The 12,122-nt window shown below is 59.6% G+C and carries 7 protein-coding genes; 5 read left to right on the top strand and 2 right to left on the bottom strand.

Annotated elements, in window-relative coordinates; genetic code table 11:
- The first annotated feature begins 7 nt into the window (after positions 1-7).
- The 4 genes from rplJ to rpoC all read left to right on the top strand — a co-directional run bounded on the left by rplJ (position 8) and on the right by rpoC (position 9,342).
- Positions 8-532 (top strand): 50S ribosomal protein L10, encoded by a 525-nt coding sequence (gene rplJ / locus NQ519_RS03700; RefSeq protein WP_019149410.1) that lies wholly within the window; start codon positions 8-10, stop codon positions 530-532.
- 43 nt (positions 533-575) lie between these two features.
- A complete protein-coding gene (rplL, locus tag NQ519_RS03695) occupies positions 576-953 on the top strand; it encodes a 50S ribosomal protein L7/L12 (RefSeq protein WP_019149411.1) in 378 nt (125 codons plus the stop codon).
- A 232-nt stretch (positions 954-1,185) separates the two neighbouring features.
- On the top strand, positions 1,186-5,046 hold the full coding sequence (gene rpoB, locus NQ519_RS03690) for a DNA-directed RNA polymerase subunit beta (RefSeq protein WP_083870882.1): 3,861 nt from the start codon (positions 1,186-1,188) through the stop codon (positions 5,044-5,046).
- Between the two features lie 36 nt (positions 5,047-5,082).
- Complete coding sequence (rpoC, locus tag NQ519_RS03685) at positions 5,083-9,342, top strand: DNA-directed RNA polymerase subunit beta' (RefSeq protein WP_019149413.1); 4,260 nt, start codon at positions 5,083-5,085, stop codon at positions 9,340-9,342.
- Positions 9,343-9,450: 108 nt separating this feature from the next.
- Here rpoC and NQ519_RS03680 read toward each other — a convergent pair whose 3' ends face one another.
- A complete protein-coding gene (locus NQ519_RS03680) occupies positions 9,451-9,999 on the bottom strand; it encodes a porin family protein (protein ID WP_019149414.1) in 549 nt (182 codons plus the stop codon).
- Between the two features lie 87 nt (positions 10,000-10,086).
- Here NQ519_RS03680 and NQ519_RS03675 point away from each other — a divergent pair, with 87 nt between their 5' ends.
- Positions 10,087-10,836, top strand: a complete 750-nt coding sequence (locus tag NQ519_RS03675; RefSeq protein WP_019149416.1) for a helix-turn-helix transcriptional regulator — start codon at positions 10,087-10,089, stop codon at positions 10,834-10,836.
- A gap of 74 nt (positions 10,837-10,910) precedes the next feature.
- Here NQ519_RS03675 and NQ519_RS03670 read toward each other — a convergent pair whose 3' ends face one another.
- Entirely contained in the window at positions 10,911-12,116 is a 1,206-nt protein-coding gene (locus tag NQ519_RS03670; protein WP_019149417.1) for an L-serine ammonia-lyase, iron-sulfur-dependent, subunit alpha, read from the bottom strand.
- Positions 12,117-12,122 lie beyond the last annotated feature (6 nt).

The raw sequence follows: 12,122 nt of genomic DNA, 5'->3' as shown, positions 1-12,122 counted from the left end.
AGAAGAGATGACTAAGGAAGAAAAACTGGTTGTAATCAACAACCTCGCCGAGCAGCTCCAGGCTTATCCTCACTTCTACATCGCCGACATCGAGTCGCTCAATGCCGAGCAGACCGCTGCCCTGCGCCGCAAGTGCTTCGAGAGCGATGTGAAACTGGTGGTGGCCAAGAACACCCTTCTGGGCAAAGCCCTCGAGAAGGTGGAGAAAGCCGATGCTGATCTGGTAAAAGTATTGGAGGGTCCTACCTCGATCATGTTCGCCCATGTTGCGAAAGCTCCCGCTGTGCTTATCAAGGAGTTCCGCAAGAATTCGGACAAACCCGTCCTGAAAGCGGCTTTCGCCGAGGGATGCGTTTACGTGGGCGACAACCAGCTGGACGCTCTGTGTAACATCAAGTCGAAGGAGGAGCTCATCGGCGATATCGTCGCTCTGCTGCAATCCCCGGCGAAGAATGTTATCTCTGCATTGCAGGCTAATGCAGGCCAAAAGATTGCGGGCATCGTGAAGACGCTCGAATCGAGAAACAATTAATTTCACAAACAAGAATCAAAAACAAATTAATAAGCTTACAACTATGGCAGACGTAAAGAAACTTGCTGAAGAACTGGTTAACCTGAAGGTTACCGAGGTAAACGAACTCGCTCAGATCCTCAAGGAGGAGTATGGCATCGAGCCGGCTGCTGCCGCTGTTGCCGTTGCAGCTCCCGCTGCCGGCGCAGGCGAGGCCGCTGCTGCCGAGAAATCGACGTTCGACGTGATCCTGAAAGCCGCCGGCCAGGCCAAGCTCCAGGTTATCAAGGTCGTGAAGGACATCGCCGGTCTTTCGCTGGGTGACGCTAAAGCGCTCGTTGACGGTGCTCCCAAGGCCGTTAAGGAGGGTGTTTCCAAGGAAGAGGCTGAGCAGATCAAGGGCCAGCTCGAGGAGGCAGGTGCTGAAGTTGAGCTCAAGTAGCATTGCTGCTTAGGTCTCAGCAGACAATCAGGTATAGGGCTAACCGAAGGTGTTAGCTCTATGCCTTTTCTTGGTCTAAAGACTGGAAGTGCCGATCAGGAGCTGTGTCCGGTTTTTGGAAGAAAATGCTCCCGGGGCGAAGGACGCCTGAATACGGGGGCATTGGCGGGATAGAAGGCCCGCAATTTTGGGGAGCGTAACCCATTACACTTCAACTAATTTGGATTTTACGATGTCCGCAGCAAAAACACAACAGAGAATTAGCTTTTCGACAGTCAAGAACCGGGTTCCCTATCCGGATCTGCTGGAGGTACAGCTTAAATCATTCCGGGACTTTTTCCAGATGGACACTACGGCTGAAAACCGTAAGAACGAGGGCCTGTACAAGGTCTTTCAGGAAAATTTCCCCATCACGGACACCCGGAACAACTTCGTTCTGGAGTTCATCGACTACTATATCGACCCGCCCCGCTACTCGATCGAGGAGTGTCTGGAGCGCGGTTTGACGTACAGCGTCCCGCTGAAAGCAAAGCTGAAACTTTACTGCACGGACGACGAACACGAGGATTTCGGCGTGGTCGTCCAGGACGTTTACTTCGGTACGATTCCCTATATGACCGAACGCGGTACGTTCGTCATCAACGGTGCGGAGCGCGTCATCGTATCCCAGCTGCACCGTTCGCCGGGCGTGTTCTTCGGACAGAGCATGCACACCAACGGCACCAAGCTCTACTCGGCGCGAATCATTCCGTTCAAGGGTTCGTGGATCGAGTTCGCAACGGACATCAACAACGTGATGTACGCCTACATCGACCGTAAGAAGAAGCTGCCCGTCACCACGCTGCTGCGTGCCATCGGTTACGAGGCGGACCAACAGATTCTCGAGATTTTCGACCTGGCGGACGAGGTGAAGGTCAACAAGGCCAACCTCAAAAAGGCCGTGGGCCGCAAACTGGCCGCGAGGGTGCTCTCGACGTGGGTCGAGGACTTCGTGGACGAGGATACGGGCGAGGTGGTCTCCATCGAGCGAAACAACGTCATCGTGGACCGCGAAACGGTCCTCGAAGAGAGCCATATCGACGAAATTATCGAGAGCGGCGCCAAGACGATCCTCCTGCACAAGGAGAATCTTTCGGGCATCGACTTCTCGATCATATACAACACCCTGCAAAAGGACCCCTGCAACTCCGAAAAGGAGGCTGTGGTCTACATTTACAGACAGTTGCGCGCTTCGGAGCCGCCCGATGAGGCTACGGCGCGCGACGTTATCGAGAAACTTTTCTTCTCGGACAAACGCTACGACCTGGGCGACGTGGGCCGCTACCGTATCAACAAGAAGCTGGACTTGGACATCGACCCGGCTATCCGTACGCTGACGCGCGAGGACATCATCGCCATCATCAAATACCTGATCCAGCTGATCAATTCGAAGGCCGATGTCGATGATATCGACCACCTGTCGAACCGCCGTGTCCGCACGGTGGGCGAGCAGCTGTCGAATCAGTTCTCGGTCGGTTTCGTGCGCATGGCGCGTACGATCCGCGAGCGCATGAACGTGCGCGACAACGAAGTGTTTACGCCGGTGGACCTGATCAACGCCAAGACCCTCTCGTCGGTGATCAACTCCTTCTTCGGCACTTCGCAGCTTTCGCAGTTCATGGACCAGATCAACCCGCTGGCCGAGATCACGCACAAGCGCCGTCTGTCGGCCCTCGGTCCCGGCGGTCTGTCGCGCGACCGTGCCGGTTTCGAGGTGCGCGACGTGCACTATACGCACTACGGACGCCTCTGCCCGATCGAGTCGCCGGAAGGCCCGAACATCGGTCTGATTTCGTCGCTGTGCGTCTATGCGAAGATCTCCCCGATGGGATTCATCGAGACGCCGTACCGCCGTGTCGAGAACGGCAAGGTTGATATGGACAATTCGCATATCCGCTACTACTCGGCCGAAGAGGAGGAGGACTTGGTGGCCGCACAGGCCAACACCCCGATCGACGAGGAGGGCAATTTCCTGGAGCCCGACCGCATCAAGGCGCGTGAGGGCGCCGATTTCCCCGTGGTTACGGCCAGCGAAGTGGACCTGATGGACGTGGCTCCGAACCAGATCGCCTCGATCGCCGCGAGCCTCATCCCGTTCCTCGAGCACGACGACGCCAACCGTGCGCTGATGGGTTCGAACATGATGCGCCAGGCCGTGCCCCTGGTGACTTCGGAGGCCCCGATCGTCGGCACGGGTATCGAGAAGGACATGATCACCGACAGCCGCATCCAGATCGTCGCCGAGGGCGACGGCGAGGTGACTTTCGCCGATGCGACGAAGATTCAGATCAAATACGAGCGCACGGAGGACGAGATTCTCGCGTCGTTCGCTCCAGAAATCACGACTTACGAGCTGCCGCGCTACCGCCGGACGAACCAGAACACTTCGGTGACGCTGAAACCCGCGGTGCTGACCGGCGACAAGGTCGTGAAGGGGCAGATTCTGACCGAGGGTTATTCGACGCAGCACGGCGAACTGGCTCTGGGCCGCAACCTGAAGGTGGCGTTCATGCCCTGGAAGGGTTACAACTTCGAGGATGCCATCGTGATTTCGGAGCGTATCCAGCGCGAGGACATCTTCACCTCGGTGCATGTCGATGAATATATCATGGAGGTCCGCGACACCAAACGCGGTGTCGAGGAGCTCACGTCGGATATTCCCAACGTTTCGGAGGACGCCACGAAGGACCTCGACGCCAACGGTATCGTCCGCATCGGCGCCAACATCCACCCGGGCGACATCCTGATCGGTAAGATCACCCCGAAGGGCGAGAGCGATCCTTCGCCCGAGGAGAAGTTGCTCCGTGCGATCTTCGGCGACAAGGCCGGCGATGTGAAGGACGCTTCGCTGAAAGCCCAGCCGTCGCTGCACGGCGTGGTGATCGACACCAAACTTTACAGCCGCGCCAACAAGGAGGGCAAGAAGGGCAAGAGCGCCGAGAAAGCGCAGCTCGACAAGCTCGACGAGAAGTTCGCAGCCGAGATCGCGGATCTCACGAAGCTTCTGGTTTCGAAGCTGTGGACCCTGCTTCAGGGCAAGACCACGACGGGCGTTACCGACTATTTCGGGGTGGAGCTCTACCCCGCGGGCACGAAGTTCTCGCAGAAGATGCTGGAGGAGATCGCCCGCAAATCGACGGACGAAAAGACCGGCGTGGTGATGGGTTATCTCAACCTCGGCTCGTGCAACTGGACGGGCGACGCGCACACCGATGCGCTGATCGAGGCCACCGTCAACAACTACACCATCGAGTGGAAGAAGGCCGACGCCGCCATCAAGCGTGAGAAATACAACATCACCAACGGCGACGAACTCCCGCAGACGGGCGTCATCCAGATGGCCAAAGTCTACATCGCCAAGAAGCGTAAGCTGAAAGTGGGCGACAAGATGGCCGGACGCCACGGCAACAAGGGCATCGTGGCCCGTATCGTGCGCGACGAGGACATGCCGTTCCTCGAAGACGGAACCATCGTCGATATTTGCCTGAACCCGCTGGGCGTGCCTTCTCGAATGAACCTCGGGCAGATTTACGAGACCGTGCTCGGATGGGCCGGCCGCGAGCTGGGGTTGAAATTCGCAACGCCGATCTTCGACGGCGCTTCGCTCGACCAGATCAACGAATACACGGCGCAGGCGGGCATTCCGCACAGCGGCCGCACCTACCTCTACGACGGCGGTACGGGCGAGATGTTCGACCAGCCGGCCACGGTGGGCGTGATCTACATGCTCAAGCTGGGCCACATGATCGACGACAAGATGCACGCGCGTTCGATCGGTCCCTACTCGCTCATCACCCAGCAGCCGCTTGGCGGTAAGGCGCAGTTCGGCGGTCAGCGTTTCGGTGAGATGGAGGTCTGGGCGCTCGAAGGCTTCGGCGCCGCCAATATCTTGCAGGAGATCCTGACGATCAAGTCCGACGACGTGATGGGCCGTGCCAAGGCGTACGAGGCCATCGTCAAGGGCGAGAACCTGCCCAAACCGGGCATCCCCGAGGCAATGAACGTGCTGCTGCACGAGTTGCGCGGTCTGGCCCTGTCGGTGAAGCTCGAGTAAGGTGTATTTAAGAGGAAAAGAAAAACGAGAACGAATATGTCAATTACCAAAGACAATAAACCGAATAATGGTTACAGCCGGATTTCGATCGGCCTGGCCTCTCCCGAGGAGATTCTGGCCCAGTCGAGCGGCGAGGTGCTGAAGCCCGAGACCATTAACTACCGTACCTACAAGCCCGAGCGCGACGGTCTGTTCTGCGAGCGCATCTTCGGTCCGGTGAAGGATTACGAGTGCCATTGCGGTAAGTACAAGCGCATCCGTTACAAGGGCATCGTCTGCGACCGCTGCGGCGTGGAGGTGACCGAGAAGAAGGTGCGCCGCGAGCGCATGGGACACATCTCGCTGGTGGTTCCGGTGGTGCATATCTGGTATTTCCGTTCGCTGCCTTCGAAGATCGGCTACCTGCTGGGCATTCCGTCGAAGAAGCTCGAAGCGATCATCTACTACGAGCGTTACGTCGTGATCAACGCCGGCGCCGCTTCCGAGCAGGGCATCGAGCGTCTGGCCACGCTTTCGGAGAAGGAGTATCTCGACGTGCTGGCCGCGCTGCCGAAGGGCAATCAGTCGCTGGACGATTCGGACCCCAACAAGTTCGTCGCCATGATGGGCGCCGAGGCGATCTATACGCTGCTGAAGCAGGTGGACCTCGATTCGATGTCCTACTCGCTGCGTCACAAGGCTTCGACCGAGACTTCGCAGCAGCGTAAGTCCGAGGCGCTGAAGTGTCTGAACGTCATCGAGTCGTTCCGCGCTTCGGAGGGCAAGAACAAGCCCGAGTGGATGGTGCTGAACGTGATTCCGGTGATTCCGCCCGAGCTGCGCCCGCTGGTGCCGCTGGACGGCGGACGTTTCGCCACGTCGGATCTGAACGACCTCTACCGCCGCGTCATCATCCGCAACAACCGTCTGAAACGCCTGATCGAAATCAAGGCTCCGGAAGTGATTCTGCGCAACGAGAAGCGCATGTTGCAGGAGGCCGTTGATTCGCTGTTCGACAACTCGCGCAAGTCGAATGCCGTGAAGAACGAGTCGAACCGCCCCTTGAAGTCGCTTTCCGACTCGCTCAAGGGCAAGCAGGGCCGTTTCCGTCAGAACCTGCTGGGTAAACGTGTCGATTATTCGGCCCGTTCGGTGATCGTCGTCGGCCCCGAGCTGAAGATGCACGAGATGGGTATTCCGAAGGACATGGCCGCCGAGCTCTACAAGCCGTTCGTGATCCGCAAGCTCATCGAGCGCGGCATCGTGAAGACGGTGAAGTCCGCGAAGAAGATCATCGACCGCAAGGACCCCGTGATCTGGGGCATTCTGGAGAATGTCATCAAGGGACACCCCGTGTTGATGAACCGCGCCCCGACGCTGCACCGACTGGGTATTCAGGCGTTCCAGCCCAAACTGATCGAGGGCAAGGCCATGCAGCTGCACCCGCTGGCATGTACGGCGTTCAACGCCGACTTCGACGGCGACCAGATGGCCGTGCACCTGCCGCTGGGCAATGCCGCCATTCTGGAGGCCCAGTTGCTGATGCTGGGTTCGCACAACGTCCTGAACCCTGCGAACGGTGCGCCTATCACGGTGCCTTCGCAGGATATGGTCCTCGGTCTTTACTACATCACCAAGCCCCGCAAGGGCGTGAAGGGCGAAGGCCGGGTGTTCTACGGCGCCGAGGAGGCGATCATCGCCTACAACGAGGGCCGTGCCGACCTGCACGCCATCGTGAAGTGCATGGTCGATGACCTGGACGAGCAGGGCAACGAAGTGCGCGTGCTGAAGGAGACGACCATCGGCCGCATCCTCTTCAACCAGGTGGTTCCCAAGGAGGTCGGCTATATCAACGAGATTCTGACGAAGCGTTCGCTGCGCGATATCATCGCCGTCGTGATGAAGAAGGCCGGTGCCGACAAGGTGGCCGCATTCCTCGACGACATCAAGAACATGGGTTATCAGATGGCCTTCCAGGGCGGTCTGTCGTTCAACCTCGATGCCGTGATCATTCCTCAGGAGAAGGAGAAGCTCGTGCAGGAGGGCTACGAACGTTCGGACGCCATCATGGAGGACTACAACATGGGTCTGATCACCAACAACGAGCGTTACAACCAGATCATCGACGTTTGGACGAACATCAACACCAAGCTGACGAAGGCCGTGATCGAAACGCTGATCAAGGACAACGACGGTTTCAATCCGGTGTACATGATGCTCGACTCCGGAGCCCGTGGTTCGAAGGAGCAGATCCGTCAGCTGAGCGGTATGCGCGGTCTGATGGCCAAGCCGCAGAAATCGGGTGTCGAGGGCGGTCAGCAGGTCATCGAGAACCCGATCCTCTCGAACTTCAAGGAGGGACTTTCGGTGCTCGAGTACTTCATCTCGACCCACGGTGCCCGTAAGGGTCTTGCCGACACCGCCTTGAAGACGGCCGACGCCGGTTATCTGACGCGTCGTCTGGTGGACGTGGCGCAGGATGTCATCATCAACGAGGAGGATTGCGGCACGCTGCGCGGCCTGACGGCTACGGCCATCAAGCGCAACGACGACGTGGTGCAGACCCTCTACGACCGTATTCTGGGCCGTGTGGCTCTGAACGACGTGATCCATCCGCTGACGGGCGAGGTGATCTGCAAGGCCGGCGAGGAGATCACCGAGTCGATCGCCGAGGCCATCGAGAAATCGCCGCTGGAGTCGGTGGAGATCCGTTCGGTGCTGACCTGCGAGTCGCGCCGCGGCGTCTGCGCGAAGTGCTACGGCCGCAACCTGGCCACGGCCCGCATGGTCCAGAAGGGCGAGGTCGTCGGCGTCATTGCCGCGCAGTCCATCGGCGAGCCGGGTACGCAGCTGACCCTGCGTACGTTCCACGTCGGCGGTGTGGCCGGCGGCACGGCTGTCGAGACCAACGTCGTTTCGAAATACGAAGGCCGTCTGGAGATCGACGAGTTGCGCACCGTCAAGGGCAAGAACGCGGCCGGCGAATCCATCGACATCGTGATCTCGCGTCAGTCGGAGTTCCGCATCGTCGATCCCAAGACCGAGATCGTACTCTATACGCACAACCTGCCCTACGGCTCGACGCTCTTCATGGAGGACGGCGCCGAGGTCAAGAAGGGCGACCTGATTTGCGAGTGGGACCCGTACAACGCCGTCATCATTTCGGAGTACGAGGGCCGCGCCGTCTACGACAGCGTCATCGAGGGTGTCACCTACCGCGACGAGCGCGACGAGCAGACGGGTCTGTCGGAGAAGGTCGTGATCGAGTCGAAAGACAAGACCAAGAACCCCGTCATCAAGATCGTCGATAAGGAGGGCCTCGAAGTCAAGCAGTACAACCTGCCCGTGGGCGCCCACGTCGTCGTGAAGGACAACGCCAAGATCAAGGCCGGCGATATTCTCATCAAGATTCCGCGTGCCGTCGGCAAGTCGGGCGGCGACATCACCGGTGGTCTGCCGCGTGTTACGGAGCTCTTCGAGGCCCGCAACCCGTCGAATCCCGCCATCGTTTCGGAGATCGACGGCGAGGTTTCGTTCGGCAAGATCAAGCGCGGTAACCGCGAGATCGTCATCACCTCGAAGCAGGGCGACGTGAAACGCTATCTGGTGCCCCTGTCGCGTCAGATCATCGTGCAGGAGAACGACTACGTGAAGGCCGGCAGCCCGCTGTCGGACGGCGCGATCACTCCGAGCGACATCCTCAATATCCTCGGTCCGACGAAGGTGCAGGAGTACATCGTCAACGAGGTGCAGGAGGTGTACCGCATGCAGGGTGTGAAGATCAACGACAAGCACTTCGAGGTCATCGTCCGCCAGATGATGAACAAGGTGAAGATCGAGGACCCGGGAGACACCCGTTTCTTCGAGGATCAGATCATCGACAAGTGGGAGTTCATGGATGTGAACGACGAACTGTACGACAAGGTGGTCGTGACCGACGCCGGCGATTCGACGTTGTTGCAGCCCGGACAGATCGTGTCGCTGCGCAAGCTGCGCGACGAGAATTCGAGCCTCAAACGCCGCGATCAGCGTCCGGTTCAGGTGCGCGACATCGTGCCTGCGACCTCGACCCAGGTGTTGCAGGGTATCACGCGCGCCGCATTGCAGACTTCGAGCTTCATTTCGGCGGCTTCCTTCCAGGAGACCACCAAGGTGCTGAACGAGGCGGCCATCCAGGCCAAGGTCGATCCGCTGGAGAACCTGAAGGAGAACGTGATCTGCGGTCACCTGATCCCCGGCGGTACGGGTCTCCGCGATTACGACGACCTCGTGGTCGGTTCGAAAGCCGATTTCGAGTCGCTCCAGCAGGCTCAGTAGTCCGAAAGGGCGGCCGGGCGGGTTATGCCGGTCGGTCCGTTCTGCGGTATATCGAAAAACGCCTCTCCCGAACCGGGAGAGGCGTTTTTTTGTTTGCCGGGGCGGGATTCAGAACCGATAGCCCAGCGTCACGGCGTAGGTCGTGTTGTGGCCGGAGCCGGGTTTCGTCAGCCGCGTCAGTCCGTATTGAATTTCGGGGCCGATGACGAAATGCCCGATGATGAAATCCGCGCCGAAACCGGCCCCGATCTCCCAGCGGCGAACGTCGAAACCGGCGTCTTCGGGCACGGACGCATGGAGCAGGCAGGAGACGTAGGGACCTCCGTGCAGGGCCAGCCGCGAGCGTTGCGAGAGGCGGAACGAGACGAGGGCTTCGACCGGGAGATCGAGACAGGAGAGCCGCGTGGCCTTGTCCGCGTCGTAGTTGAAGACGTTGTTCGAGGTCGTGGCGCCCTTCATCGAGAAGAAGAGCCCCGAGCGGAGCCCCCAGCGTTCCGTGAAGAGGTACTCGACGCCGGCTCCGGCGCGGATGCCCATCTTGAGGTGCTGGTCGCCGATGGCGGAGGCCGTCGCTCCTGCGCGGAGGTCTGCGTGGAATTGAGCCGAGGCGCTGAGGGCTGCGAAAAGCAGGCCGGCGGTGATGAGTAATTTTTTCATGGTTGCGAATTTTGTGATTGAATGTGTTATTTTTGCACTGCAAAGTAAGGTCATACGTCCGTTTTGGGCAATACTGATTAATCAGTAATGGAAACACTGCAACGTGAATTCGAGGAGCTGTTGGACTCCCAGCGGTTCGATCCCCGGGAGCTGGACTACTCGGTGTTGGAACGTCATATTCTCCAGTTGACGCTGTTGTCGCAGGTTGCGAACAGCGGCATCTCGGTCTTTGATATGTATACCCGCCGTCACGTCTTCGCGTCGTACAACTTTTCGGAGCTGTTCGGTTACGATCTGGAGGGCATCGCCGCCGAGGATTCGGACTATTTTATGCGCCGCATCCACCCCGACGACTGGACGGAACTGCACCGCAACGGCATCGCCTGTCTGAGGTATGTATTGGAACACAAAGAGTTGGCTTTCGATGCGAAGCTGATCAATGAATACCGGGTGGATGTCGGCGGGCGTTACGTGCGGGTCATCGAGCAGTTTCAGGTGTTGGAGTTGGACCGCTCGGGGAATGTCTGGCTTTCGCTGAGCATGCTGGACGTTTCGCCCAATCAGGGGACGGAGGACGGCGTGCGCAGTCAGCTGTTCCATTATCGAACGGGCGAGGTCTGCCCGTTTCCTGTGACCGAAAATCCGCATTTGTCCGGCCGCGAGCGGGAAATCCTGCGTCTGATAGGCCGGGGAAAACTGTCGAAGGAGATTGCCGATCAACTGGCTATCAGCGTGCATACGGTCAACACGCACCGCCAGCGCATTCTTGAGAAGCTGAATGTGGACAATTCGATGGAGGCGGTGCGCTATGCTTCGGCCCGGGGGTTGCTCGGCTGAGTGCCGACCGGAGAAACGGAAGGCCGGGCCCGCAAAGGGTCCGGCCTTTTTTGCCGCGGAAAGGGGCTGTCGGATTATTTGTTCCGGTCGTAGCGTTTGGCCAGTCCGCCCTCGGAGGTCTCGCGGTAGAGGCTCGGAAGATTGTGCCCCGTTTCGTTCATCACCTCCACGACCTTGTCGTAGGAGACCAGATGGTGTCCGTCGGAGAGCGTGGCGTAGATGTTGGCGTCGAGGGCGCGGGCTGCGGCGATGGCATTGCGTTCGATGCAGGGGACCTGCACCAGCCCGCAGACGGGGTCGCACGTGAGGCCCAGGTGGTGTTCGAGCCCCATCTCGGCGGCGTATTCGATCTGCGAAGGGGTGCCGCCGAAGAGCTGGCAGGCCGCGGCGGCGGCCATAGCGCACGCCACGCCGACCTCGCCCTGACAGCCGACCTCGGCGCCCGAGATCGAGGAGTTGGTTTTGGCGACGTTGCCGAACAGTCCGGCCGTGGCCAGCGCCCGCAGGATGCGGATGCGCAGGAAATCGCGCGAGGTGGCCAGGTGGTAGAGCACCGCCGGCACCACGCCGCTCGATCCGCACGTCGGGGCCGTCACCACGGTGCCGCCCGAAGCGTTCTCTTCGGAGGTCGCCAGCGCATAGGCGTAGATTTTGGCGCGGGAGTTCAGCGAATCGGTGTAGCTTTTCGACTTGACCCAGTAGGTCGAGGCTTTGCGGGCGACTTTCAGGCCGCCGGGCAGTACGCCGTCGTTGTTCAGTCCCCGCTGGATGGTTTCGCACATCACGGTCCATATCCGGTCGAGGTAGTCCCAGATTTCGGGACCTTCGCAGTCGTTCACATACTCCCAGTAGGTCTTGCCTTCGCGGGCGCACCACTGCTGGATCTCCGAGATGGTGGACATCGGGTAGACGCTTGCGGGCACCTCCAGCCGCGAGGTCTCGTTGGCGAGCGCACCGCCGCCGATGCTGTATATCGTCCACGAATCGGCGATCCGGCCCTCTTTGAGCCCCTCGAACAGCATGCCGTTGGGGTGGAAGGGGAGCACGACTTCGGGTTTCCAGACGATTTCGGTCGGGGCGACGGGTTCGAGCACCGAGAGGATCGCTACGTCCGTAAGGTGGCCTTTGCCCGTGGCCGCCAGCGATCCGTAGAGCGTCACGCAGTAGGCATCGACATTGCGGCACCGTTCCGCGAAGCGTTCCGCAGCCCGTTTGGGCCCCATCGTGTGGCTGCTCGAAGGGCCGTTGCCGATCTTATAGAGTTCTTTGAGCGATTCCATAGTCGT

The sequence above is a fragment of the Alistipes senegalensis JC50 genome, from assembly GCF_025145645.1.
Lineage (GTDB): Bacteria > Bacteroidota > Bacteroidia > Bacteroidales > Rikenellaceae > Alistipes > Alistipes senegalensis.
Note: the sequence above shows the minus strand (reverse complement) of the source record. Positions and strands in the feature narration are given on the sequence as shown.

Excerpts from the sequence above, each read along its gene's own strand:
- rplJ (WP_019149410.1), top strand. The coding sequence starts at position 8 with ATGACTAAGGAAGAAAAACTGGTTGTAATCAACAACCTCGCCGAGCAG.
- rplL (WP_019149411.1), top strand. The coding sequence starts at position 576 with ATGGCAGACGTAAAGAAACTTGCTGAAGAACTGGTTAACCTGAAGGTT.
- rpoB (WP_083870882.1), top strand. The coding sequence starts at position 1,186 with ATGTCCGCAGCAAAAACACAACAGAGAATTAGCTTTTCGACAGTCAAG.
- rpoC (WP_019149413.1), top strand. The coding sequence starts at position 5,083 with ATGTCAATTACCAAAGACAATAAACCGAATAATGGTTACAGCCGGATT.
- NQ519_RS03680 (WP_019149414.1), bottom strand. The coding sequence starts at position 9,999 with ATGAAAAAATTACTCATCACCGCCGGCCTGCTTTTCGCAGCCCTCAGC.
- NQ519_RS03675 (WP_019149416.1), top strand. The coding sequence starts at position 10,087 with ATGGAAACACTGCAACGTGAATTCGAGGAGCTGTTGGACTCCCAGCGG.
- NQ519_RS03670 (WP_019149417.1), bottom strand. The coding sequence starts at position 12,116 with ATGGAATCGCTCAAAGAACTCTATAAGATCGGCAACGGCCCTTCGAGC.